The organism is Psychrobacter piscatorii (assembly GCF_904846415.1).
GTDB classification, from domain to species: Bacteria; Pseudomonadota; Gammaproteobacteria; order Pseudomonadales; family Moraxellaceae; genus Psychrobacter; species Psychrobacter piscatorii.
This window is the reverse complement of the sequence record NZ_CAJHAR010000009.1, coordinates 23,176-47,852: the sequence shown is the minus strand read 5'-3', so window position 1 is coordinate 47,852 and position 24,677 is coordinate 23,176. Positions and strand designations below refer to the sequence as shown.

At 43.8% G+C, this 24,677-nt stretch carries 22 protein-coding genes and 1 tRNA gene; 12 read left to right on the top strand and 11 right to left on the bottom strand.

Features of this window, described 5'->3' with window-relative positions:
* Positions 1 to 122: 122 nt before the first annotated feature.
* The 3 genes from JMX83_RS15345 (at position 123) to JMX83_RS05960 (ending at position 2,914) form a co-directional block, all read left to right on the top strand.
* Positions 123 to 644 (top strand): hypothetical protein, encoded by a 522-nt coding sequence (locus JMX83_RS15345; protein WP_201599657.1) that lies wholly within the window; start codon positions 123 to 125, stop codon positions 642 to 644.
* 62 nt (positions 645 to 706) lie between these two features.
* The gene (locus JMX83_RS05965; protein WP_201599656.1) at positions 707 to 2,125 is read left to right on the top strand and encodes a deoxyguanosinetriphosphate triphosphohydrolase; all 1,419 of its coding nucleotides are present in this window, start codon (positions 707 to 709) and stop codon (positions 2,123 to 2,125) included.
* A 108-nt stretch (positions 2,126 to 2,233) separates the two neighbouring features.
* Positions 2,234 to 2,914 (top strand): TetR family transcriptional regulator, encoded by a 681-nt coding sequence (locus JMX83_RS05960; RefSeq protein ID WP_058023818.1) that lies wholly within the window; start codon positions 2,234 to 2,236, stop codon positions 2,912 to 2,914.
* Positions 2,915 to 2,935: 21 nt separating this feature from the next.
* Here JMX83_RS05960 and gspK read toward each other — a convergent pair whose 3' ends face one another.
* The 8 genes from gspK to tsaA all read right to left on the bottom strand — a co-directional run bounded on the left by gspK (position 2,936) and on the right by tsaA (position 10,898).
* The gene (gene gspK, locus JMX83_RS05955; protein WP_201599655.1) at positions 2,936 to 3,982 is read right to left on the bottom strand and encodes a type II secretion system minor pseudopilin GspK; all 1,047 of its coding nucleotides are present in this window, start codon (positions 3,980 to 3,982) and stop codon (positions 2,936 to 2,938) included.
* Between the two features lie 48 nt (positions 3,983 to 4,030).
* Positions 4,031 to 4,864 carry a type II secretion system minor pseudopilin GspJ gene (gspJ, locus tag JMX83_RS05950; RefSeq protein WP_201599719.1) on the bottom strand — a complete coding sequence of 278 codons (834 nt, stop codon included), beginning with the start codon at positions 4,862 to 4,864 and terminating at the stop codon, positions 4,031 to 4,033.
* Positions 4,865 to 4,866: 2 nt separating this feature from the next.
* Complete coding sequence (gene gspI, locus JMX83_RS05945) at positions 4,867 to 5,313, bottom strand: type II secretion system minor pseudopilin GspI (RefSeq protein ID WP_227675754.1); 447 nt, start codon at positions 5,311 to 5,313, stop codon at positions 4,867 to 4,869.
* 41 nt (positions 5,314 to 5,354) lie between these two features.
* Positions 5,355 to 6,179: a prepilin-type N-terminal cleavage/methylation domain-containing protein gene (locus tag JMX83_RS05940; protein WP_201599653.1), complete on the bottom strand. Its 825-nt coding sequence runs from the start codon at positions 6,177 to 6,179 to the stop codon at positions 5,355 to 5,357.
* A 154-nt stretch (positions 6,180 to 6,333) separates the two neighbouring features.
* The gene (locus JMX83_RS05935; protein ID WP_201599651.1) at positions 6,334 to 7,017 is read right to left on the bottom strand and encodes a TetR/AcrR family transcriptional regulator; all 684 of its coding nucleotides are present in this window, start codon (positions 7,015 to 7,017) and stop codon (positions 6,334 to 6,336) included.
* Positions 7,018 to 7,251: 234 nt separating this feature from the next.
* Positions 7,252 to 8,040: a TatD family hydrolase gene (locus JMX83_RS05930; protein ID WP_201599650.1), complete on the bottom strand. Its 789-nt coding sequence runs from the start codon at positions 8,038 to 8,040 to the stop codon at positions 7,252 to 7,254.
* A gap of 154 nt (positions 8,041 to 8,194) precedes the next feature.
* Positions 8,195 to 9,982 carry a GspE/PulE family protein gene (locus tag JMX83_RS05925; RefSeq protein ID WP_201599649.1) on the bottom strand — a complete coding sequence of 596 codons (1,788 nt, stop codon included), beginning with the start codon at positions 9,980 to 9,982 and terminating at the stop codon, positions 8,195 to 8,197.
* A gap of 58 nt (positions 9,983 to 10,040) precedes the next feature.
* Complete coding sequence (gene tsaA, locus JMX83_RS05920) at positions 10,041 to 10,898, bottom strand: tRNA (N6-threonylcarbamoyladenosine(37)-N6)-methyltransferase TrmO (protein ID WP_201599648.1); 858 nt, start codon at positions 10,896 to 10,898, stop codon at positions 10,041 to 10,043.
* Between the two features lie 428 nt (positions 10,899 to 11,326).
* Here tsaA and JMX83_RS05915 point away from each other — a divergent pair, with 428 nt between their 5' ends.
* A complete protein-coding gene (locus JMX83_RS05915) occupies positions 11,327 to 12,100 on the top strand; it encodes a ferredoxin--NADP reductase (protein WP_201599647.1) in 774 nt (257 codons plus the stop codon).
* Positions 12,101 to 12,232: 132 nt separating this feature from the next.
* Positions 12,233 to 12,319, top strand: a tRNA-Leu gene (locus JMX83_RS05910).
* 133 nt (positions 12,320 to 12,452) lie between these two features.
* Here the strand turns inward: JMX83_RS05910 and JMX83_RS05905 are convergent.
* Positions 12,453 to 12,641 (bottom strand): hypothetical protein, encoded by a 189-nt coding sequence (locus tag JMX83_RS05905; protein ID WP_201599646.1) that lies wholly within the window; start codon positions 12,639 to 12,641, stop codon positions 12,453 to 12,455.
* A 508-nt stretch (positions 12,642 to 13,149) separates the two neighbouring features.
* On the opposite strand from JMX83_RS05905, the gene dinB reads away from it, so the two are divergent.
* The 7 genes from dinB to infA all read left to right on the top strand — a co-directional run bounded on the left by dinB (position 13,150) and on the right by infA (position 21,724).
* Positions 13,150 to 14,235, top strand: a complete 1,086-nt coding sequence (dinB, locus tag JMX83_RS05900) for a DNA polymerase IV (protein WP_201599645.1) — start codon at positions 13,150 to 13,152, stop codon at positions 14,233 to 14,235.
* A 177-nt stretch (positions 14,236 to 14,412) separates the two neighbouring features.
* Positions 14,413 to 15,615, top strand: coding sequence for a tRNA preQ1(34) S-adenosylmethionine ribosyltransferase-isomerase QueA (gene queA / locus JMX83_RS05895; protein ID WP_201599644.1), 1,203 nt, complete (start codon positions 14,413 to 14,415; stop codon positions 15,613 to 15,615).
* A 113-nt stretch (positions 15,616 to 15,728) separates the two neighbouring features.
* Entirely contained in the window at positions 15,729 to 17,519 is a 1,791-nt protein-coding gene (locus JMX83_RS05890; protein WP_201599643.1) for a type IV pilus assembly protein FimV, read from the top strand.
* Between the two features lie 51 nt (positions 17,520 to 17,570).
* The gene (locus JMX83_RS05885) at positions 17,571 to 19,238 is read left to right on the top strand and encodes a FimV/HubP family polar landmark protein (protein ID WP_201599642.1); all 1,668 of its coding nucleotides are present in this window, start codon (positions 17,571 to 17,573) and stop codon (positions 19,236 to 19,238) included.
* Between the two features lie 174 nt (positions 19,239 to 19,412).
* On the top strand, positions 19,413 to 20,498 hold the full coding sequence (locus tag JMX83_RS05880; RefSeq protein WP_201599641.1) for an asparaginase: 1,086 nt from the start codon (positions 19,413 to 19,415) through the stop codon (positions 20,496 to 20,498).
* Positions 20,499 to 20,541: 43 nt separating this feature from the next.
* Positions 20,542 to 21,381, top strand: a complete 840-nt coding sequence (gene truA / locus JMX83_RS05875) for a tRNA pseudouridine(38-40) synthase TruA (protein WP_201599640.1) — start codon at positions 20,542 to 20,544, stop codon at positions 21,379 to 21,381.
* A gap of 121 nt (positions 21,382 to 21,502) precedes the next feature.
* Positions 21,503 to 21,724, top strand: coding sequence for a translation initiation factor IF-1 (gene infA / locus JMX83_RS05870; protein WP_021814850.1), 222 nt, complete (start codon positions 21,503 to 21,505; stop codon positions 21,722 to 21,724).
* 256 nt (positions 21,725 to 21,980) lie between these two features.
* Here infA and JMX83_RS05865 read toward each other — a convergent pair whose 3' ends face one another.
* Complete coding sequence (locus JMX83_RS05865; RefSeq protein WP_201599639.1) at positions 21,981 to 23,255, bottom strand: L,D-transpeptidase family protein; 1,275 nt, start codon at positions 23,253 to 23,255, stop codon at positions 21,981 to 21,983.
* Positions 23,256 to 23,549: 294 nt separating this feature from the next.
* Complete coding sequence (leuB, locus tag JMX83_RS05860; RefSeq protein WP_201599637.1) at positions 23,550 to 24,653, bottom strand: 3-isopropylmalate dehydrogenase; 1,104 nt, start codon at positions 24,651 to 24,653, stop codon at positions 23,550 to 23,552.
* Positions 24,654 to 24,677: the final 24 nt, after the last annotated feature.

The window sequence follows — 24,677 nt, the reverse complement described above, 5'->3', positions numbered from 1 at the left end:
TTATTTTATCGACTTATTGTTATAATATAACATATCTTTATTTTACTTATCTGAGGGCTTATATTTTGACTGGTTTTTTCTCTTTTTCCAAATTTGCAAGCGCTGCTATAGTAGGCAGTGTTATGACAGTTTCACTATTAGGCTGCCAGCCAAAAACAGACGGTGAGCCAGCAGCATCTGAAGACGTGACAACCGTAGACAGTCACGAAGCGCACGATGAACATGCTCATGAGGAGCATGACCACGAAGCGCACGATGATATGGAACACGATCATGAAGGTCATAATGACATGGACGTTCACGAAGGACATGATCATGAGGGTCACGACCATTCTGAGCACGCTAGCAACAGCACACCATTTTCTTGTGAGCCTACTGCTACTATCGGCGTATACTATCATACCGATGCCACACCGCAGACCGCGCACCTACTTATTGATGGTATCGAATACGATTTGACAGCTGCCTCTGGTAGCGACGCCCTTACTGACAAAACCATATACACAAGTGATATTGGATTAGATGACACTCATGGCATTATATGGAAAGTGGATGGTGACAACGCAACCTTGCTAAACAAAACACTAAATAGTGATGTGTCTATCGAAGAGGAAGACGTTCTTTTTGATTGCCAGAAGTCTTAGTAGCTGTACCAAGGGCGCTATTTTGTTATGCTAGAGGCTCCCTTGGTTTCGGATGTTCCAATATGCTAAGTACCCCAACCTCTTTGTCATCCTCTACAGCGCAATGGTCTCATCTTCTCAACTCACAGCGTCTTGGCGCTGCCAAAAAATTCAACGCTAATACGAGTACTCGCTCTCAGTTTCACAAAGACTATGACAGACTGGTGTTCTCTCACTCTTTTAGGCAGTTGAATCAAAAAACCCAAGTTCATCCATTGACCAATCAGCTAGGTATCCATACTCGCCTGACCCATTCGCTTGAGGTCTCCTCTATTGGACGCTCTTTAGGGATGATGACCGCAGAAAAGCTCCATGATAAGCTAGGCAACGGTCTACTAGCAGGAGTCTCGCCATCTGATATTGGTGTGATTGTACAAGCAGCCTGCCTCGCTCACGATATTGGTAATCCGCCGTTTGGTCATGCTGGAGAGTACGCCATCCGTGATTGGTTTCGGCAGCCTAATCCTCAAGCGATTTTGCAACAGCTCAGTAGCAATGAGCGGTTAGACTTATTGGCCTACGAAGGCAATGCACAAGGGTTTCGGTTACTAGTGCGCAATGAGCACCATCCCGATAAAGGCGGTATGCGTCTCACCTGCGCAACGCTAGGCGCTTTTATGAAATACCCTTGGCTTGCCACTCACAGCAATGATGCAAATGACAACGCCCATAATGTACAGAAATTCGGCTGCTTTTATAGCGAGGCCTCTCAGTTAGAGGAGCTGGCAGCATGTTTGCATTTGCCGCGCTCAACACATCACGATGGTTTTGCACGCCATCCGTTGGCGTATCTGTTAGAAGCTGCAGATGATATCTGCTATGCGCTGATAGATTTAGAAGATGGTATTAATCTGAATATGCTAACCTATAGTGAGGTTGCCACGATATTTTACGAGCTGATTGGCGAGCGTCCTGATAGCGTGAGCCTGCCTGAGCATATGTCAGTCAGGCAGAGTCTGGCCTCTCTGCGATCACGCGCTATGATGCGCTTGGTCAATACGATCACCGATGCTTTTGTGGCCAATAGTGAAGACTTGCTGGCAGGTACACTCCAAGGCAGCTTATTTGCGCATTGCGACACCAGTGTACAAAACGGTATCTTGCAGGCCAAGCAATTGGCCCGCGAGAAAATATTTAATCATCCGAACAAGGTACGAATGGAGTTAATGGCCAATCAATGCTTGCATCGCCTAATGGATGCCTTTGTACCACTGGCTTGGACAGGTACTGAGACAGTAGAAGCTGCTGCATCATCTATGTCGTTTGAACAACAGAGTCTACTAAGATTACTACAGCCACACTTAGATGAGCATCGCCGTGTGTTATCAGACAATATTTATCACAATATATTGAATATTTTAGATTTTATTACAGGTATGAATGACCATGAAGCCTATCGATTGGCGCAAGAATTGCAAGGTCACTGGGGTACGGTGGTTTAAAAGATTAATTAGTGCAGGTTTAGTAAATTAGCACGAATTGTGCATTTCAGTCGTATTTGTGCGCTGAAATGAGTATGATAAACCTCTATCGGACAATTTTGAAACATTATGAGCAGTCGCGAACAAAAAAAACTTCAAACTCGGCACGCTTTTTTTAATGCCGTACTCGATCTATGTATGACAGGGCAATCTTTTAGCTCTATTAGTCTCAGACAAGTCACGCGTGAGGTTGGCGTTGTGCCGACTGCGTTTTATCGCCATTTTGATGATATGGAGTCGCTCGGTCGCGCCTTGGTCATCGAAGAGTTGGGTGGTACGCTCGCCACACTCAGCGACAGCCTACAAATTGGACGCAAGCGTAGCTTTGATCGTCAGATAGCGAAGAGTATTCAGCTGTTCTTGTATATGGTCAGCGATCAGCCTTACTACTGGCAGTTTTTGGTCAGCGAGCGCTACGGTGGCTCAGAATCTGTGCGAAAAGCCATCAATGAACTGGTTAAAAAACATGCCCAAAGCTTGGCAGACGACTTAGCATTACAGCCAGCATTTACCCATATCAATGATTATGACCGTCGTTTGTTGGCTGAGGCTGGCGTGAATATGTTCTTTTCTTGGATTATCGACTGGTTAGAATTGACCTACACTGAAGATCACGATGACGAAATCGATCTAAATGTCATCGAAGAAAATAAACAGTTGATGCTACATAACTGCACTCGCCAAGCGCAGATGTTATTTTATGGGGCTTATAACTGGAAATCTAGTGAAGAGACCCGCTTAAGAGATTAATAAAAAGCACACTACCATTCATCAAAAGCTAGGACGAAATGCCCATAGTCGCTGCGTGACCACTTTGACTTCCTTGGGCTTTTCGCTAGTGATATCGCTACTGTTACCACTAGTGTCGTTGGGGGCTTGATTGTCGTTCTCTGCGTTTTTACCAATCAAGACAGTGGCAAAGCGCTGTCTTGCCTGACCGACAGTTGCATTATCACTCGCGGTAATAAGCGCCATAAAGGCCTGACTATCAACTGCCAACAAAGGCGTTAATGCTGCACGCTGCTTTTCATCTAAGCCACTCAAAATTGGCAGTTGCCATAGCTCATCGATAGACGTGAGCGCTTGCTTACTGTGCGTGTCGACTATCCCTTGCATCTGCTGACTGGTGGCACCATCGATCAGTGCGGCAAGCAATGCGGGGCTCGCAGTATTAATATTGATAGGCAGATAATAAGGAACCGCCGTCAGATAAGGTCGTAGTGTCGCTAGCACTTCTGCACTCACTCCTCGAACATCTTGTAGCTGATCAACGCTAACAAAGGGCTGGTTTGGTAGTGCGCTATCTACTAAACTGTTTCGCTGCTGAGTATATACTGCACTTTCATCACCGCCATCTAGATAAACTTCACTGTCCGTATCTTGCCAATCAAGGACGGCAACCGCAATATCTGGTTCTAAATTCAATTGCGTTAGCAGTCGTTGGAATACTTCTAAAGCAGCGGTATCAACCGTACCACCTTGGTATAAGTTATTGATATTAAAACGACTGGCCTCATCACGCAGCTCTACACCGACACTATGGTTTGCTAATGTGTATGGCGGTATCGGCTGTGCCCAGATATCTTGCTCGCTATCGGTGTCGTTGAGCTTGCTGTCCGCACGAATCATGGTCACTGCTAACTGCTGACCGGCATCGATATCTTGCAATAGCTGATTTTGATCAAACAATAATCCGCTACGCCTAATCGCAACTTTTTGGCTAGCAAGCATCGCGCCTGCAACCACAGTAATGCTCACCACCAATAGCAAGATAGTGAGCAGCGCCACACCGCGCTGAGAGTTTGCTGTTATTGACATAGCAAGCTTATGTTGCTGAGCAAGTGATGCATATTAAGTACTACCTTCTCAATTACTGTTTCCCACACTGCTATTATCTGTATTACTACCGCTATTACTGTTGTTACTGTTGTTATTGTCGCTGCTATCGTTGCTATCGTTGCTATTGGCAGCCTTTGCGCTACTATGAGGTATTGGTTGTGGCGCTAGTGCCCACTGCCAAGTAATAGGCATGTCTTGATAAATAAAGTTAACGACAATTCCTTTCGGTAGCAAAACAACATCGGGCTTAGCACCCGCTGCTTGCCCCAATGCTATATTTGTAGTGCTACTATTATTGACGTCATCGCTTGGAAATTTGGTGCTCAACTCTGGCAAATAGGCTTGCCAACGCCCAGCAGTAACGCCTTCTAATAATACACTGTCTAAACTGACGCTATCGCGCCCATCTTCAAGACTGGTATATTGACGACGTATCAGGCGCTCATCTGCAAAAATATATTCAATATGCTGGATGCTAGTGCTGCTTTGATAACGTGGATCAGGATCAGCAAAGCGTACAAAGCTGACATGCTCACCATCTACCCTCATAAAAGGCTCAGGTGCTATTTCATTTTTTTGCTCGCCTGCTTGGTTACTATTGCTTGTGCTGTCATTTATACTGCTATTTGCCGCACTGATATTCTGAGTATTAAGCGCTTGATAAGGAATCACTTGTTCCATGTCCTGCTGTAGTTGTAGATAGGCGTACTGTAATACGGCCAAATTATCAGCATGAAACTGTGCTCGCTCACGGGCACGGTTGACACTGTCAAATACTTGCCAGCCTGCGACTGCCAACATAGCAAATATCGCCATAGCAACCATCAGCTCAAGCAGCGTAAACCCGCGCTGTAGCTTCATACTCACAAGCCGCCCCCTGCTTGCCCAATACTACTTTCACTACCTAAATCTAAACTGCCCGTATCTTGGTCGGCATTACTTAGCATGACACTAATATCTGTGACCGACGTGCCTGCCTGTCCATCTATGATAGGCGCCACTGCGATATTTACTTGTTTTAGTGCAGGTGTGATGGCATCACCGACTGTCATGACTATTTGCCAGTCACGCCCTTGAGCATTAATCGTTTGGGTACGGTTGGCGGTCAACCATGTGTCTTGAACACGTAAATCAGCAGCGGCATTTTGTGCAACAAAATGAGCAAGCGTGCGGGTGCGCAATATATCAACCGATTTCAAATACGCACTGCTAGCACGGCTCGCCGCGACGGCCACTACTGCCAAAATAGCTAAGGCAACCATTACCTCAATCAAGGTAAAGCCACTCTCGCGCCCAGACTTGAGAGACATAGACTGAGACTTATTCACAGAATATTTGGACAACTTATTCACTATAATCCCTGCCCTATCATCATACTACCATCGGGCATTATCGTAATCACCTCACCCACCAGACGCGAATCGTGAATCACTTCTATGGTGACTGGCGTCGCTTGGCCCGTACCAAACCACAATACCTGCGGCACGCTTTGATTACTAAACCAAGGCTGTAGCGTTTGCGTCTGTCCTGTACTCGCTGAATTACTAGCATCCAAGCTCTGCACTCTGATACTCACGCCAGCGGGCAGCTCAGGCAAGCTAACCTCTGACTCAACCTCCCAGCTCGGTGTTGGCTGCGTCTCTCCAGTAGAGCCTGACATACTGCTCAAATCAGCAGACAGCTCCATTGCGTTCTTGGGCTGGCTGTCCCTGCTACCTACTGCAATATCGGCCGTTTGATAGGTAATATAAGGATTCGATAAGGTAACGATTACAGGCGCTACCTGTCCCTGCTTATCTGCCTGCAAACGTAAGCCCATCGGCTGCATACGCTCAGCTGATAGCAAACGGACGTAGCTCAGTGAATCAGTGAGGTGTTCATAAAAAGCGCGGTTTTTGCGAGATTCACTACTACCGACAGACAGACTCATCATGCCAGCAAATATGGATAGAATCACCACCACTACCACGATTTCAACGAGCGTAAAACCACTTTGCCTATGACTGCTTATTGATGAGGTATGTTGTGAGGGACATGCATTACTTGATAGAGAGAGACAACTACAATTAGACGATGTAGCTAAAATACCAAAGCGATTTGGACAAGGCGTTTGACCGACTATGGCTAAAGGGCAATTGGCCGCTGAGCTGGACTGAGTCTTGACAGTGACCGGCATATTGCACCTATAAGCCTGTAATTCAGTTTTGTATATAGGACGATAACGTTCATTTTTATGAACGCTAAGAAAGATACATTTTGACGTGCTGTCATATCCGGTATGACAACACATAACACTAAATAATCAATGATATTAAAAATCAGTCGACATTCTAATAATTGGTATTGCGATGTTCTTCTGATTCAGTATCGATCTGCTCTACTAATTCTTGCATGTCTTCATCCATGACTTCATCTTCTTCGGCAGGATAGTGACTGGGCAATTCTAGCATTTGCTGAACAAAGGCGTAGCGTAAGGTATCACGGCGACCCAAATAACGCTGATAAAAGCTTGAATTTAGTAGACCCGCACCACCTTGACCCATCGCCCAAATAGAAGATAAATAATCGCGAGTACTCAGACTACTATGCTCGTCTTTCAGATAGGCACTGATGATATCAATCAAGCGCTTCATACGCTGGCGACGAATATCATACAACTCGCCAAATAAACGATTCAGACCAGTGACAGATGCTGCAAGACGCTCTTCGATTTGATTCAATAGCATGGCTTTTTGCGGATTAAATAGCTGCTGAAAAATCATGCGGGCAACGCCTGCCGATGGGCAGTCATCAATACGATTGATATCAAATAGCTGCTCTTCGTAACGAATAATAATACGCAGATAAAGCTCATCTTTACTAGAAAAATGCTTATATAGCGTGCCTTTAGCCAAGTCGAGCTGATCTGCCAAACTGTCCAAAGTAATATCACCATCGCCTGACTCAAGTAGCAATTGCTCTGCCATCGCTAAGATATTTTCTTCTCGTGCCTTAAACTGATGCTGACGACTCATAATCTCTCCTAAAACATGACAAGATTAAGCATACAACCATCATTTACGGCAGTACATCGGCAATGAAAGTATGGGACTGTACCAAGACTGCTCGAGGACCACAAAAGGGAATATGCTTATGTTTGCTCAATAGTCATTGATAATCAGGTGGCTATATTTAGTGTGATACATACCTAAGGGGATTGAACCACAAGACTATCGAATAAATGACTGAGTGGTCATAGCATAACCATTTTAATGATACTGTGCCAGTAAATTTTCAAAGTTTTTTGCCGTCAGTGCACCGACTTCCTCGCTACTACATCCATACATGTCTGCGATACAGTTTGCCACATAGGGGACATATGCAGGCTCGTTTGGTCTACCGCGTTTGGGGACTGGCGCCAAATATGGACTGTCAGTTTCAATGAGTATTTTATCTCTAGGCATTTTTTGAGCTGCATCTTTGATATCTTGCGCACTCTTAAAACTCACGATACCTGAGAATGAGATATAAAACCCTAGATCTAGCGCGCGCTTCGCCGTCTCCCAATCTTCAGTAAAACAATGAATGATGCCATGTTCAGCACCTTCACTTTTTAGAATATCAATCGTGTCTTCTTTGGCGTCACGCATGTGTATGACGAGTGGTTTTTTTAAGTGTTGGCTGGCATGTATATGACGCGCAAGGCTGGCTTGCTGCTCTTTTTTGTTTTCTGTTGACCAGTAATAATCGAGACCCGTTTCCCCTATCGCCCATACATGATCGGAGCTAGCGGTCTCTATCAGACGCTCTACGGTCGCTGACTGTAATATACCCATGTCCTCACAAGGATGGATACCGACGCTCATCCCTAGATTTAGCGTCTCGTCACCATAGGTGCTGACAATATTAGCAATCTCATCATATTCAGCAAAATCACACATAATGGCCATCGCGCGAGTCACATTGGCAGTTTTCATGGCATCAATCGCGCCGGACAACTGGCCATCATATTTGGTTAGATCTAAACGGTTGAGGTGGCAATGTGTATCTGTAAACATAAATAATCTCGTTATTGGAACAATATCAGTAAAAGTTATTGAACTTCATTAAGGTGTTGATTGCTCTAAAGCGTGCTGTTTTCAAGTAGCGTAATTGTGAGTGCTTTCGAAGGCTGGCACATAAATACCTAAAATCAATGCAGCGGCATAATACTCAGTGCAGCGGCACGACGCGCATCACCTCTTCTATCGTCGTCACCCCTTCACTAATGCGTTTTGCACCTGATAGACGTAGAGGCTGCACCCCTTCTCGGTACGCTTGCTGCTTAAGCACATCCAAGTTAGCATCAGCGGCGACCAATTTTTTTAACTCATTGGAGAGCGGCATAATCTCGTAGAGTCCGACTCGACCTTGATAACCAGTATGCCGACAGTGCTCGCAGCCTTGCGCAGTATAAATCTGTGTGGGTACTGGCGCGCGCCAAGGTTGTACCAACTCTTGCCACTGAATGGCTATTTCGCTGTCCGGTGTCACCTCTACTGCTTTTTTACAATGCGGACATAGCGTCCGTAACAGGCGCTGTGCCATGACCCCTAATATAGTCGCTGACGTCAAAAAAGGCTGGATACCGAGATCATGCAAACGAGTGATGGAACTTGGTGCATCGTTGGTATGCAATGTCGAGAGTACCAAATGCCCTGTCAGTGAGGCTTGCACTGCCATATTTGCTGTTTCTGCATCTCGAATTTCCCCAACCATAATGATGTCAGGGTCTTGACGCATCAGGGAGCGAATACCATCCGCAAAGTACAAATCGACACCTGGGTTGACCTGCATTTGGTTGAATGCAGGTTCAATCATCTCAATGGGGTCTTCAATTGTACAGACGTTCACTTGCTCAGTGGCTAGCTGCTTGAGCGTGCTATAAAGGGTGGTGGTTTTACCTGATCCTGTTGGGCCAGTGACCAAAATAATGCCGTTGGGATTTGCGGTTAGCTCATGCCACGTCTCAAGCTGCTTACCCGACAGACCAAGCTGCGCGAACGAGCGCACGAGCACTTCAGGGTCAAAGACTCGCATGACCAGCTTTTCACCAAAGGCAGTGGGCATAGTCGATAGACGCAGCTCAGTCTCTAGCCCTTTCGGCGTACGGGTTTTTAGTCGACCATCTTGCGGCTTACGTTTTTCTGCAACGTTTAGTCGTCCTAAGATTTTGATACGTGCCGTCACTGCCACGATAATCGCGAGTGGCATCTCGTACACCGTATGTAGCACGCCATCAATACGAAAACGCACTTTTCCCGTCTCACGGCGCGGCTCTAAGTGGATATCACTGGCGCGCTGCTCAAAAGCATATTGTAAGAGCCAATCAACCACTCTGACGATATGCTGGTCATTGGCATCAGGGTTGGTATTATCGCCCAGTTGCAGCAATGCTTCGACATTAGTAACATCAGCCGCGGCACGTTTGTGAACACTATTTGCCCCTGCTATTGCTTGCGTGACTTGATAGAACTCTTGGCGGTAGCGATTGATTTGCTCAGGATTAATATAAACCGTGCGATAGCTTTTTGACTTGATTAGCTTTTCGATATTTGATTGCCAATCGGTATAAAAAGGCTGATCTGTCCCGATAACCACTTCATCTAAAGTGACCTCAATGGGCAAAATATACTGTGAGCGTGCATATTCAAATGACATCAACTGAGTCACTGCCGGGACGTCAACTTTTAATGGATCAATACGAACGAGTGGCATGTCTGCTTTGGCCGCTAGCCACTGATTTAGCCATGCCAGCGTCAACTTATTGTCAGAGTTATTATCCAGAGCATGCCCATTGGGCAAGCCAAACTCACTAATCGTCAGCAATGGATGCTGTGCTTTGTTTCGGCGGCTAGTGATTACCAAATTATAGCCACGTTGATCAATAACTTTATCTGCCAATAATTCATCTAGGCACCAGCGTAAATCAATCACTATCGAATAATTCTGAGCAACCATATCTTTCTTCTTTTATTGTTTGGAGTACGTTGACAAACATGCTATCGATTCATATCACTTATATTGCCACTACCGCTGTTATTTGCAACTGTCCTGAATCTATCAACCAAAAGCTCACATCAACAGACTTATAGCGCATGATAAATGAGGTTTCTTTCTCTTTGCGGCGGTATGCAGGCCTTGGATCTTGCGCAATTAACGCTTTGATAGCCTCGATATCAGAGACTAGCAATTGACTTTGTATTTGCTCGACCATCGAAGCGACTGTAGCACTTTTCGGAATATTTTTTGTAGAGCTATGGATTGCATCATTATTACTGATTTCAGCAGACTCCCCTACGCTCGCTAGCAGCATAAATTGTTCGTAAGCCGCCTCTGTCATCACCACCTCTAACAATGATGGCGCAATTGGCGCAAATCCACTTTTTGCATCCGGAAGCGCGTCGCTATAAGCCACGTAGGGCTTTATATCGATAATTGGCGTGCCATCTATCATATCAGCACCCTTAATGATAAGTAATACGCGACCTTGTACTATCTCAATACGCTCAAGTTTGACGACGGACAGTCCCAGCGCTGATGGGCGATACATACTGCGACTGGCAAATACGCCTATCTTTTGATTACCACCCAATCTTGGTGGCCGCACTTGCGCTCGAAAGCTATTATTGGCTTGATTATTGTCTTTATGTCGGTAGTTATGATGAAACTGCCAACTGATCCATATATGACTAAAGGCCTCTAAGCCCTCAAACGCGGCTGGCGTATCGTAAGGCGCTAGCATTTCAATGGCACTGGTCAGCGCGACCAAATTCGGCTGCCTCGGCGCCCCAAATTTTTGTGAAAGCGGCGCACGATGGTAGCCAATGATAGGGGCTTGATGAGTGTTATCTAAAGACATATTGTCATCAGACATAGAGCAGCTCCAGTAATAAAAAAACTGTCCTTTTTAGACAATTCGGCCAAATGATACAAAATTACTCACTAACGATATTCCATTTTATCATGCTGGTGGGTAGCAGCTAGACGGATTTTTACTTTAAAATTTGCTATCATGTGCAAGAAATTTTTTGATGAGAGTCTTTTACATTTGGCTTATTTGTCAATCCTCTTATCAATACTGATGATTTAACATGCACAAAAAATCGTCTACAGCCCTATCGGCTGATAGATAAACCTTATTATTGAATTTTACGGTAGGTACGTTTTAACATTCAGCTTTTTCGATAACTATTAGAATACTGATAGGTTTGTATATTTTTTAATCTATCATTGAAAATTTTGATTTAATACGTATTTAAACCTAACGACACCGATAGCAACCTATTAATTAACGAGGACTTTATGTCAAAACTTCGCACCGAAACGGTCACAGAGGTTCATCATTGGAATGATTCTCTATTTAGTATCAAAACCACTCGTGACGATGGCTTACGCTTTCGTAATGGCGAATTTGCGATGATTGGTCTTGTTGTCGACGGTAGACCACTGTTGCGTGCTTATTCGATTGCCAGCCCTAATTACGAAGACCAGTTAGAGTTCTTTTCTATCAAAGTTCAAGACGGCCCTCTCACCTCACGCTTACAGCACATCAAAGTAGGCGATGAGCTATTGGTTAGCAAAAAACCGACAGGTACATTGGTATTAGACGATCTACTGCCGGGCAAGCATCTATATATGCTGTCAACAGGTACCGGACTTGCCCCTTTCTTGGCATTGGCACGTGACCCTGAAGTATATGAGCGCTTTGACAAAGTCATCCTAGTACATGGTGTCCGCCACGTCCATGATTTGGCGTATCGCGAGATGTTTGAAAATGAGCTACCGAATGATGAAATCTTTGGTGAATGGTTCCGCGAAAAGTTCATCTACTACCCGACTGTCACTCGTGAAGAGTTTAGAAACCAAGGCCGAGTCACAGACTTGATGAAGTCTGGCAAATTATTCGAAGATATCGGCTTACCACCGATGAATAAAGACGACGATCGTGTCATGATTTGCGGTAGCATGCCGTTCAATGCTGAAATTTCAGCCATTTTGGATGACTTTGGTCTAACCGTTTCACCGCGTATGGGTGTGCAAGCAGACTACGCGGTTGAGCGTGCTTTTGTAGGATAGAATATTTTTTTGAATTAATAGTAAATAATTCTTGACGAGGAAAAATAGACTGCTATAATACGCAGCCTATACAGAGTTAACCCTGTAGCCCAATTCGATAATATTTATTTAATAGACATTATCTTCTAACATGCCAGTGTGATGGAATTGGTAGACATGACGGATTCAAAATCCGTTGCCTTTAAAAGCGTGTCGGTTCGAGTCCGACCACTGGTACCATATAGCAATACAATCTAACCTCCCTTTTCGGAGGTTTTTTTGTGTCTGTTAATTCTGTACCTGTGATATTTTTTGTTTACATCGCTACTTCAGATTCTCTAACAACACTTATCTTGATCGGTACGGCATAGCTCTATGGCATGCCAGCACTACAATAAAAAGACCCATCACAAAACGACACAATATACGCTGTAAAATCATTACCACAATGATCCATCATGGCTTGCTCGTCGCTATCATCGCAAACTGCACACCATATTCGTTTTTCGCCGCGCGCTAGCATTGCCCGTGTTAAATCACTCCCTTTCAATTCGCTATTCATTTTCTGCTCCTTGGTCGTTCTGAACTCTCTAGCAACAACATGTTTTTAAAGAGTTAATCTACCAGTACTCCATTCACAAGTTTGGTATGAGCGCTACAAACAACGTTTTTTTACAGTGCTAAAAATATATGAGGCGTTATCTACTCTTGTTACCGTGCCTATTAATATGAATACCTATAGTCTAAAACTTTAATATGCTAACTGTAATAGATGTCCATCAAATTTACGATGAATGGCAATTCTATTAAGATAGACGGTTTGTTAAAATAAAATAACTTGATAAATCCCTTAATAAAAGTGGCTGATAGAAAACAACTGTTCGCTAACGTCAGCGTAAGGGTTATAAAGCTGTTTTATTTACTGTACATAATCTTACACTATATTTAATTATTGATATATATCAATAATTAAATATTATTGTGATTTAGTCAAAAATTTATGGGAAAGCCACTTTGGGCTCTAACAATTGATAATAGAAAAAGCCATTAATTCAGGTAAAATACTGAACATGACAGACTCCAACCAATCAAATCCTCGTAAAATCATTCATATCGACATGGATGCTTTTTACGCGAGTGTGGAGCAGCGTGACTTTCCTGAATTACGTGGTAAACCATTGGTGGTTGGTGGCGATCCTAATGGTCGCGGTGTGGTTGCCGCTGCCAGCTATGAGGTGCGTCAATTTGGCGTACGCTCGGCAATGTCGTGTTATGAGGCACGCAAACGTTGCCCAGAAGTGATATTTGTAAGACCGCGTTTCGAGGTTTATCGAGCCGTCAGTAGTGATATTCGTCGCATTATGCATAGTTTAACGCCCTATGTGGAGCCGCTATCATTGGATGAAGCGTATCTTGATGTCACAGGGTTATCTGTACACAAAGGCTCAGCGACATTGATGGCCAATTGGTTACGCGCGCAGATATTAGAACATACAGGATTGACTGCTTCTGCTGGTGTGTCATTTAACAAAATGCTCGCCAAGATCGCCTCTGACATCAATAAGCCCAATGGTACGGCCATTATCACACCACAAGATGCTGAAAATTTTATCAGTACGCTGCCTATTGAGCGCTTTCATGGTATCGGTAAAGCAACGGCAACGCGTTTGCACGCGATGGGTGTGAGTAATGGCGCTGATCTTCGGCGTATATCAGCTGCCGTGTTGGTACAAGAATTTGGCAAACGTGGTCAGTTTTATCATGATATCGCTCATGGCCGCGATGAACGCCCTGTCAAATCTGAACGCACTCACAAGTCTGTTGGTTCAGAGACCACATTCAGGGACAATCTAAATGATGATGACGCGCTACTCACGCAAATATATGAGCAAAACGCGGATGCCTTTAATCAAATGCACCAAAAGCAGCTAGTCGCTCATACCATTACTCTAAAAATCAAATATTCAGACTTTACTCAAATCACCCGCTCACACACGCTTTCTACGACGTTTGATAGCGCCGAGTCTGCACATTATTGGCTAGACAAGCTATTTTTGGATATTCCGCGCCAGCTGCCTATTCGGCTAGTTGGTGTGACTTTTTCTTCGTTAGCACCTGCCGCTCAGTTACTGCCTCAACTAAATCTATTCGAGTAAATTAGTCTACAACTGATAAAAACTTCGTTGTAAATTAACATAGTCTATGATATTTACTTAGGCTATTTACAGGTTTAAAGTATACCTTATACATGATTACTGCTGAGCAAAGTATCCTTTCACAAAGGTATTTCTGCTACAATTATGCCAAAATTCCTATCCATTTAAAGACTGATTATGACCGACTCTCACATTGACTCTGCTGATACTAACGCGCCAACTGATACCGACAAAAACAACGACGTCTTGGATTATCTGAGCGTTGAAGATTACGACTATGAGCTGCCAGATAGCCTGATTGCACGCTACCCATTAGCGCAGCGCTCTGCCTCAAAACTTTTGTACTTGCCAGCTCATACTCAAATAAATGACACTCGTGTAGAAGATCGTTTGTTTTCTGAGCTGCCTGACTTATTAGAGGCTGGAGATCTCATTGTCTTTAATGATACCAAAGTGATGAAAGCACGCTTATTTGGTCAAAAGGATACTGGCGGTAAACTTGAAGTACTGATTGAACGCCTAGTTGATATCTTGGACTTGGATGAAGTAACACTGCATCTAAACGACAGCAATGATGAAGCAGTCAATCAAGAGCATATTGCCCTTTGCCATGTAAAAGCCAGCAAAGCGCTTAAGCTTGGTCAACGCTTACAACTTGCCGATGGTCATATGAGCGCTACGATGATTGGTCGTCAAAACAACTTATTCATTTTGGCGTTTGATGCGCCGATATTGCCGCATCTAGAGCTTTATGGTGAATTGCCTATCCCGCCCTATTTTGAGCGTCATGCTGATGATACTGATAACACTCGCTATCAAACCGTTTTTCATGACCCAGCCAAGCTCGCCAGCGTGGCTGCACCGACAGCAAGCTTACACTTCGATGAAGCGGTACTAAGCAAGCTTGACGAGAAAGGTATCAACACCGCTTTTGTCACACTACACGTTGGGGCGGGTACTTTTGCTCCCGTAAAAACAGATAATTTACTCAATCACACCATGCATAGTGAATATGCGCATTTGCCACAAATGACTGCAGACCTCATCAATCAAACGCACGCGAATGGCAAAAAGGTTATCGCGATTGGCACAACAGTGACGCGTGTTCTTGAAACGGCTTATCAAAAAACTGCCATTGATGGCCAAGCGCTCTCTAGTTGGTCAGGCGATACAGATATATTTATTTATCCTGGGTTCAAATTCGGCGTTATCGATCGGTTGCTGACCAACTTCCACTTACCTAAATCGACACTACTGATGCTAGTATCGGCATTTTCAGGTAAGTCATCTATCGAACACGCCTATCAACATGCTATCGAAAAACAGTATCGATTCTTTAGTTATGGCGATGCTATGCTACTAGATAGAAAAGCTGACTGAACACTACATAGACATTTTATGCATTGGACACAACAGTTGTGAAATAAACTGGTAAACTAAACGGTATTTTGTTATAACAGCAAAGACAACTTATTTATACTAAAGGGCTGCTCATGTCTTGTCATCTATCTCGTCGCTTGACTACTGTACATCGCGCGGTATCGATGGCACTACTTTGTTCTGTAGGGTGCGCCGTCTTAGTGCCGAGCGTACAAGCAGCAACCATTGGTAAGACGGTGGTCACTTCAGCCCAGCATGAGCCTTTAGTAGCAAGCATCGTCGTCAGTAATATTCGAGCAGCTGACTTTTCTGCCAGTTTGGCAAACTCGACCATTTACCAGCAAATGGGTTTGACCCCGACTGACTCTATGACGGTACGCTTTCAGCCCACCTCAGCGACCAGCGGTCAGGTTTTTATTACCACGTCACAGCCGGTATCTAAGCCTTTTGCTGATGTCGTGTTAGCGATAAATGATAATGGCCAGCGTAATATGGTACCCAAAACGCTACTGATGCCATTAAAAAACACCTTACCTATCAATACTGGTAAAAATATCGCCACAGGTGCCAAGAAGCCAAATTTGCCTAGCGTTTCTGCAAGTAATGCCATACCTTTGACGATCAGAAAAGGCGCACCGCCGCCACTGATGTCTGCCCCTGCTATATCCTCGCCCAAATTATCAAAGCCAAACGAACCAGCGACTGAATTGTTGGCTTCTACATCACCAGCACCTAATATTCAGGCGCCAACAGTGATGACTACCTCACAGGTCAATAGTCTTACTTATACACCTAGCCGCCTCAATAATGGTCGTTTAAACGGTAATGCTGACATAAACAATAGTACCAGTCGTTCAACTGCTCTTGGTAGCAGCCAAAGCTCGGTGAACACTTTGGATAACAGTGCATTAAGTGTAGCAAGTAGCAATAGCGGTACAATGACACCTGGTGATAAAGGCGGTACTGACGCGCGCGCTCATAACAACGTAGTTGCGTCAGATAAGCAAAGTACTGACAAGCAGCTTGATATCCTAAACATACAAGTGACGCGCCAAATACAGCCAAGCAGTAAAGCAGACTCTGACCTCATGGCAAGCTCACCTGTCAAAGCAACAACCACTAAAGCGAAAGATAAATCAAAAGGTACAATCGACTCAGATAGCACTGTTATAGCCGCAGCTCAAGGCAGCAATATACCTGCTAATACAGCATCACCTGTGCCATCCAAAACGACGACTAATCCAAGTGCAGCTAGCAATAAATCAACAAGTAATGCGAGCACTCAATATCAGGTGCAACGCAATGATAGCTTGTGGATGATCGCGGAGCAGATCGCGCGCGAGAACAATCTAGATACGCCAACAGTGATGAAGCAGATTCAGTCACAAAATCCTGATGCTTTTATCAACAAAGATGCTGATCAGTTAAAAGCCGATGCTAAGCTTAGCCTACCTAGCTACGATGTCATCCCTTCACAGCAACATTTAGAAGCTGCCATCAATGCCCAAAGACAATACAGTCGTAGAGCGAATACGCCTGTGGTAAAAAAGTCAGCGCAAACAGCACCCAAAAAGTCGTCTGAGACAGCACAAGTGGCCAGCGTACCTAATAAACCAACCACCACTAAAACACAGAAACTGCCACAAGCACAGTTTTCTGTCCTTGCCCCTGGTCATGATGGTAATGCAGATGGCACTCAGGCGAAATCAGCGGCAGATAAGGGCAATGGTCTAAGCACCGATATATTAGCAACGCTAAAAACCTCAAGACAAGAGACTGCCTCACAAGCTCAGCGCCTGTCAAAAACCAGCAGCGCGCTGGACAACTATACGAAAAAGCTCCAATTACAAAATCAAAAACTGGCTGAGCTACAAGCTCGTCTCAAAAAACTACGCAATCAATAATTGCCTAACGGATCAACGCACGATGCTGTGATCTTGGGAGTAGGAATAACTATGGACAATATGCTATATATCATCGCCGGATTGGTGCTTATCCTGTTAGTCGCTGGTTTTTTATTGCGCAAAAATAAAGCACAAAAGCAAAGTGCACAACCACCTGTAAGCTCAGTAAGAAAGGCCGCTGCACCAGCATCAAAAACGGATTATGGCACTGCTGCCCAAACCAATCAAAATGATAGCAATAAGTTTGACCACATTACGATTGCCCAGCGTTTTATGGATCAACAGCGCTACGACAAAGCCATTGAAACGATCAATCGTGGACTAAACGAAAAGCCTAATGACAGTCAGTTATCTATCAAGCTATTGAGCATATACGCTACGCTAGATCAGCCAGAAAACTTTCATGATGTCTATAACAGCATTAAAACGCATAATGATGCAAAAACCATTACGCTTGCTGATGAATTAAAAGATTTATATATTGGAGAGCAAAGTCCAGTAGCCACGCCAGAAGTAGCAATAGAAGATAATAATGATCGTTTTGATAGTCTAGATTTCGATTTATCTACCACTAATCAAGCCGATGATACAGCTGACATATCTGATCGTCCTGTTATTGAAGATAGTAATGATGCAGTAATAGATGAACCTATTGATAGCCCAGTGTTTTCAAGTGAGCCTATTAAAAACGTAGACGATAGCTTTGATCTGACGCTCAGTGACTTAGAAGATGATTTCAATGAGTCAAATGCTACTGATGAGACTCCCGTTACATCATTGGCCACAGATGATGATAGCCTTCATATTTCTACAAACGACCGTACTGATACCATCAAAAATAACGAGGTCAAAAATGATGAGGTCATAGAAGACAACGATCTTAGTGACTTTGAGTTCGATTTTGACTCACCTGCAGAAAACACTTTAATTGAAAATTCTGACGTATCAGATGTCCAAGACGGTGAAAGCGAAGAATTAGTGTTAGAAGACGACTTCATCTTAGATTTTGATGATTTAGCAGCCGATGCAGATAAAGATACTTCTGTCAATAAAAATGAAGAAGAAGTTTCTAGCAATGCTGTTCAAAACAATGAAGATGACTTTACTTTATCTTTAGACGATCTGAATGAATCAGACGACATTGATACCGTTAACACTTTCGCGATTAATGAGCCATCTACTACTGACGTAAGTAGTGATATCGATGGCTTTGTTTTGGAAGATATTGACTTTGAAAACGCTGATTCTGACAGTAGTAATCTCGAAGATGATGCCGTTATAGACCTTAGTTTTGAAGAACAACTGATCAATGATGACACTGACATTAATGCTTTTGAAGCGTCAGATACTAAGCCAGTTACGTCGTTAAGATTTGATGATGACACGCCTATAGCTGATGACTTCGATATCATAGACACTGATTCTTTATTAGACCCTTCTGTAGCGACTCCCCCAGCCTCTACCGTTGCACCAGTGGAACCTGAAACAGATATCAGTCATGAAGCGGTTGAATCAGCAGAAGATTTTTCATCGCGCTTTGCAGCAGATTTTGACTTTGTAAAATCATTAGATAGCAATCAAGTGACGCTAGATTTAGCCAATCAGTATTTACAATTAGGCGAATATGACAGTGCCAAACGTTTGCTTAATGAAGTGATCGCTCAGGGTAATAGTGAGCAGAAACAACAAGCACAACTATTACTTGAGCGCACAGCATAATAAGTCGTCCGGATGCATATCAGCAAGCACTCTCTTATTATCGGAGGCTTGCTGATTTTTTGCATTTAATTCTGATACTATCTATTACTGACCTCTCAACCTGTCACTAATAAACGCTCTGGCGCTTCTTTTTCCATAATTATTTACTGTGTTGATACTATGCCATCTTCTTTTATGACCAAAACTATGTCTGATCCCATTCAATTGATCTATGCTGGTGGTACCTTTGGTAGCTATGGCAAGCCGCTCGCGCCTTTATCGGCAGACGTCTTTTTACCTACGCTACAAAAACTACTGACTAAGCAAAGCAATACGACTGGTTCACCAGCAATTTCATGGCTAGACAACACGCTGATCAAAGACAGTAGCCAGCTTACGCCAGTTGATTTTGTACATTTTTATCAGCTATTACTGAATGCTTATGGTCAAGGTGATAGACGCTTTGTCCTGATTAGTGGCACTGACACGTTGAGTTATTTAGGTGCATTTTTAGCAGAAGCTTTTGCAGGTAGCGATATTTGTGTTGTGGTCACTGGAAGTATGCGGCCGTTATTAGATAGTGAAGTGATTCACTCCTACGATATCGATGCTGATAGCGATGCTTGGGGCAACCTTAACGACTCATTAAAACTAGCTGCGGCTGGTGAATCCGGTGTCAAGATTAGTTTTGGCGGCGAATCGTGGCCTGCGCAAACCGTGCAAAAAATTCACAGTCATGACCTTATGGCATTTACTGGGCATTCTCGAGCAGCATATCCAGCCAACAGTTATATAAAAAATCTATCAGATACCCGTAGACAGCATTGGCTGGATGATCAACAAGACTTACTACCCAATATCAAAGCAAGTGCTGAGCAGGCCAAGATCCATGCTTTATACTGCTTACCTAATGATGTTCAGGTGCTCAATGATCAACTACAAGCGTTATTATCACAGCCGCCTTGTGGCATTATCCTATTAGGATTTGGCGCGGGGAATATTCCCTATTCAGCTGCACTAGCAAAGACTCTTGATTTGGTTCACGAGCATGGACACATCCTGACATCTGCCAGTCAATGTCCGTTTGGCGGTGTGAGCGACAGCTACGCGGCGGGCAGTTGGCAATATGACTATCACGTTATTGCTGGTGGACGCTTAACCATCCCTGCTATTTATGCACGGCTGTTATGGTTGCTACTGCGCTATGATAGTCCAGCAAGACGCCGACAGCGCTGGTTGAATAATGTTAGTCAGCCTGGCACAAGCATCAAAAAGCGATAAATACTCCTTAATTAATTCCAACTTTATAAGCTTAGAAACCAAAATGTCTAAGATTGAAACTATCAAACCTGAACGTTCACCAACCTATACTTTGGCGATTGCGATTGAGTTTTTGGGTACGCACTATCATGGTTGGCAGCGGCAACGAGAAGTGCTGGGTGTACAAGAAGCACTAGAAACCGCTATCGGCAAGGTCGCCAATGAATCCGTCGAAGTCATCGCTGCTGGGCGTACTGATGCCAGTGTCCATGCCAGCAATATGATTGCTCATTTTACCACTCATGCGTATCGCCCTACTCATAACTGGTTACGAGGTGTCAATAGCCTATTGCCTGACGATATTGCCCTACGCTGGATTCAGCCAATGCCAGCTGATTTCCATGCGCGTTTTGGTGCGATTGCCCGTCGTTATCGTTATATCACCCTTAATCAAGCGCAGCGTCCTGCGATACTCAATCACCAGGTTACCCATATCTATGAGCCTTTAGACCTAGCAGCGATGCAAAAGGCAGCTGCCGATATCGTTGGTACTCACAACTTTAACAGCTACCGTGCGGCGGCCTGTCAGTCCAATCAGCCAGTACGTACCGTCAGCCATGCCAATCTTTTCGCTCATGGTCAGTTTATCGTGTTCGATATAAAAGCAGATGGATTTTTGCATCACATGGTTCGTAATTTGATGGGTACGCTATACGCGATTGGCAGACATGAGCTAGAACCAGCAGACTTTTTAAACATCTTGAGCAAAGAGGATCGGACAATTGCGCCGCCTACTGCCTCAGGGGATGGTTTGTACTTCATTAATGCCTATTATCCTGAGCATTTCCAGCGTTTATTGCCGCAGGCACCGCTCACACCGATTTGGTTAAACTTACCTGACTAAATCAATGTAAATTGGCATACATATCACTTACATGCTGTCAAGTCAAAACCAGGTTCTGTATTGCTTTAATCTGCTAACTTACGTATAATATGGGCTTATTTTTAATTGATTGATACAAATTATGGCAAAAGACGATATTATCGAATTTGAAGGCGAAGTCATTGATACCCTTCCTAACACTTTGTTTAAAGTTCGTTTAGAAAACGGACACGAAATCATTGCACACATCTCAGGTAAGATGCGTAAGCATTATATTCGTATCTTGACAGGTGATAAAGTTAAGGTTGAAATGACCCCTTACGACCTATCTAAAGGTCGTATTACTTACCGTGGTAAAAACTAAATACTCGCCAACTCATATGGTTATGAAAGTATTTATAAAAATACAGCCAATAGTCGAATAGCTATTTTATCGCTGATAGCTGATATAGACGCTTGAGTGGTTTAACTGATAATAATAATGAAAACGCTAATCTGCTCATTATTGCCTATCACTGTTTTAGTTATTTAGTATTTGCTGTTTGTTTTACCATAAAAAATACCGCTAAGTTTCAGCGGTATTTTTTTGTCTGCGTTTTATGAAATAATTAAACGATGAGTTATTTGAACTCGACAGTGGCATCGTTCTTGATAACACCTAGCAGACTCAGTGCGTCCCAGTTAGTAAGGCGAACACAACCTGCTGATGCTTGACGACTGATACGTTCAGGATCGGGTGAGCCATGAATGCCATACGATGGTTTGCTAAGGCCAATCCATACCACACCAACAGGATTATTAGGGCCTGGCGGGATAATAGATTTTTTGCCATTATCGCTAGTATAGGTGTAGTTTGGCTCGTGAATTTTGACTTTGACCTTATGCGTACCCGTTGGTGAAGGTGTCGCTGTGCTCCCTACTGTGGTTGGATAGCTGGCAACCAGATTGTCACTGTCATCGTATGCATATAAGGTTTGCGTGTTTTTATCAGCGACCACTCGGCTCACTGGTGTTGTATTAGGGTTGCCAGGGTTATAGACGATGATGGTTTCGCCACTCTTAAAGCTGGCATTGGGGTTAAGCGATTTAAGATAGTCACGACTGATATGAAATTTTTCGCCCAAGGCTTCAAGGACGCTTTCATAATACATACCATCTAGCTTGGCTTTGGCTTCAGCACTAGCAGGAATTTGGGTAGTTTTGACATTCACATCAGCGTCTGTCAGCTGATAACTGACTAATACAGGCTGTGAAGTAAGCGTGGAATTTTTAGTCAATGCTTTCCACGTCTCTTCATTGACCGCTTCGGTTACTGGTAATCCTTGGGCCTTCTGAAAAGCCTGCATGGCTTTACGCGTGTTCTTGCCCCAATAGCCATCCACCGCACCCACACCACTATGATTCCAGTTCAGTAGCGCTTGTAATTTGGTACCGACATTACGATCAATTTTGGTATCAGCTTTCCATGTTGCTTCATTTACCTTTTTAGCAGTTTCTGATAAATTTTCTGTATTATATTCAATTTTGGTTAATAATTTATTTAGCGAATTTGCGACCTTGCTATTACCGTCTATTTGCTGACTAACGCCATTGGTGACTGGACTGATGTCGTTACTATCAGTCGCCGTGCTGTCCATCATATCAGCATCCATATTTTGACCACTAGTTTGGTTACTAGTAGGTTGGTTGCTACTAGTACTCATCTCTGCTTCGGTAACTGCATTGTTATTATTATCTGTTGTAGTGTCTGTCATACCACTATTAGACGACTTGCTCTCATTAGTCGTTTGTACGCTATTTTCAGTACTATTAGCATTGCTGCTGCAACCCACTAATAATGCGGACGCTGTTCCCATCGCTATAGCAAGGCTGCCAACTTTAAGTAGTTGAGACATAAAAAAACTCCCTAAATAATTACCATGTATCAAAAAATATCGAAAAATTTATTATAGAAATATATTGCCATAGCCCCACCACTATTCCCTAACAGCTTTATGTTAATAACTGACTCTTCCTACTGTGCATTTGTTAATAGGGTGAACAAACACACTGATCCGTTTACAATAAGGCATGATTCAATACCATATAACAGAAAAAACCCATAAACTGCTCAGCAGTTTATGGGTATAAAATGAACGAGATTAGACTGTGAAAACTACATAAGAAGGGTCCGCAGTAGATTAGCTAATTTATACCAGTTTAGCCAATACCGCTTGCCCCATCTCTTGGCAGCCCACTTGCTTGAGTCCAGCTTCACTGCTGTCTAAAATATCAAGTGTACGCAAGCCATCATCAAGCACATCACTGACTGCTTGCTCGATCGCTTGTGCAGCTTCCTCTTGTTTAAAGGTATAACGCAGCATCATAGCGACAGACAAAATAGTCGCCAATGGATTGGCTTTATCTTGCCCAGCGATATCAGGCGCGGAACCATGACATGGCTCATACATACCTTTGCCAGACTCATCCAAGCTCGCAGATGGCAACATACCAATAGAACCGGTCAACATTGCCGCTTCATCAGATAAGATATCACCAAACATATTGCCTGTTACCATGACATCAAACTGCTTAGGATCTTTGATCAACTGCATACAAGCATTGTCAGCATACATGTGCGATAACGCCACATCGCTATACTCTGCTTGCTGCATCTGAATCATTGTTTGCTTCCACAGCTCAGTCACTTCTAGGACGTTGGCTTTGTCTACTGAACATACTTTGGCCGCTGTACCTGCGGCTTGGGCGCGCGTTTTTGCTAACTCAAAAGCAACTTTGCCGATACGCTGAATCTCACTGGTGCTATACACCATCGTGTTATAGCCTTGCTGCTCACCATTTTCTAGTGTGCGAATACCACGTGGCTCGCCAAAATAAATGCCACCTGTCAGTTCGCGAACAATCAGCAAATCTAAACCAGATATAATTTCAGGCTTGATACTTGACGCATTGGCTAGCTGCGGATAAAGCTTTGCCACACGTAAATTGGCAAACAAACCCAGCTCACCACGGATTTTAAGCAGACCACGCTCAGGGCGCTTACTACGTTCAATCGTATCCCATTTAGGGCCGCCGACAGCGCCTAATAATACAGCATCTGCTGCACGTGCACGCGCTAACGTTTCATCAGGTAAAGGCTCACCTGTGGCATCAATAGCCACACCACCGATCAATCCAGACTCTAATGTCAAATCAAGTGAAAACTTCTCATTGACCGCCTTGAGTACATCAATGGCTTGAGTCATGATTTCAGGGCCAATACCATCGCCCGCTAATGTTAAAATCGTTGCCATACTAATCCTTTTGGATATATTTTT

What these genes read in the sequence shown, in the direction of transcription:
- JMX83_RS15345 (WP_201599657.1), top strand. Translation starts at nt 123, where the DNA reads ATGACAGTTTCACTATTAGGCTGCCAGCCAAAAACAGACGGTGAGCCA.
- JMX83_RS05965 (WP_201599656.1), top strand. Translation starts at nt 707, where the DNA reads ATGCTAAGTACCCCAACCTCTTTGTCATCCTCTACAGCGCAATGGTCT.
- JMX83_RS05960 (WP_058023818.1), top strand. Translation starts at nt 2,234, where the DNA reads ATGAGCAGTCGCGAACAAAAAAAACTTCAAACTCGGCACGCTTTTTTT.
- gspK (WP_201599655.1), bottom strand. Translation starts at nt 3,982, where the DNA reads ATGTCAATAACAGCAAACTCTCAGCGCGGTGTGGCGCTGCTCACTATC.
- gspJ (WP_201599719.1), bottom strand. Translation starts at nt 4,864, where the DNA reads ATGAAGCTACAGCGCGGGTTTACGCTGCTTGAGCTGATGGTTGCTATG.
- gspI (WP_227675754.1), bottom strand. Translation starts at nt 5,313, where the DNA reads ATGTCTCTCAAGTCTGGGCGCGAGAGTGGCTTTACCTTGATTGAGGTA.
- JMX83_RS05940 (WP_201599653.1), bottom strand. Translation starts at nt 6,179, where the DNA reads ATGCCGGTCACTGTCAAGACTCAGTCCAGCTCAGCGGCCAATTGCCCT.
- JMX83_RS05935 (WP_201599651.1), bottom strand. Translation starts at nt 7,017, where the DNA reads ATGAGTCGTCAGCATCAGTTTAAGGCACGAGAAGAAAATATCTTAGCG.
- JMX83_RS05930 (WP_201599650.1), bottom strand. Translation starts at nt 8,040, where the DNA reads ATGTTTACAGATACACATTGCCACCTCAACCGTTTAGATCTAACCAAA.
- JMX83_RS05925 (WP_201599649.1), bottom strand. Translation starts at nt 9,982, where the DNA reads ATGGTTGCTCAGAATTATTCGATAGTGATTGATTTACGCTGGTGCCTA.
- tsaA (WP_201599648.1), bottom strand. Translation starts at nt 10,898, where the DNA reads ATGTCTGATGACAATATGTCTTTAGATAACACTCATCAAGCCCCTATC.
- JMX83_RS05915 (WP_201599647.1), top strand. Translation starts at nt 11,327, where the DNA reads ATGTCAAAACTTCGCACCGAAACGGTCACAGAGGTTCATCATTGGAAT.
- JMX83_RS05905 (WP_201599646.1), bottom strand. Translation starts at nt 12,641, where the DNA reads ATGAATAGCGAATTGAAAGGGAGTGATTTAACACGGGCAATGCTAGCG.
- dinB (WP_201599645.1), top strand. Translation starts at nt 13,150, where the DNA reads ATGACAGACTCCAACCAATCAAATCCTCGTAAAATCATTCATATCGAC.
- queA (WP_201599644.1), top strand. Translation starts at nt 14,413, where the DNA reads ATGACCGACTCTCACATTGACTCTGCTGATACTAACGCGCCAACTGAT.
- JMX83_RS05890 (WP_201599643.1), top strand. Translation starts at nt 15,729, where the DNA reads ATGTCTTGTCATCTATCTCGTCGCTTGACTACTGTACATCGCGCGGTA.
- JMX83_RS05885 (WP_201599642.1), top strand. Translation starts at nt 17,571, where the DNA reads ATGGACAATATGCTATATATCATCGCCGGATTGGTGCTTATCCTGTTA.
- JMX83_RS05880 (WP_201599641.1), top strand. Translation starts at nt 19,413, where the DNA reads ATGACCAAAACTATGTCTGATCCCATTCAATTGATCTATGCTGGTGGT.
- truA (WP_201599640.1), top strand. Translation starts at nt 20,542, where the DNA reads ATGTCTAAGATTGAAACTATCAAACCTGAACGTTCACCAACCTATACT.
- infA (WP_021814850.1), top strand. Translation starts at nt 21,503, where the DNA reads ATGGCAAAAGACGATATTATCGAATTTGAAGGCGAAGTCATTGATACC.
- JMX83_RS05865 (WP_201599639.1), bottom strand. Translation starts at nt 23,255, where the DNA reads ATGTCTCAACTACTTAAAGTTGGCAGCCTTGCTATAGCGATGGGAACA.
- leuB (WP_201599637.1), bottom strand. Translation starts at nt 24,653, where the DNA reads ATGGCAACGATTTTAACATTAGCGGGCGATGGTATTGGCCCTGAAATC.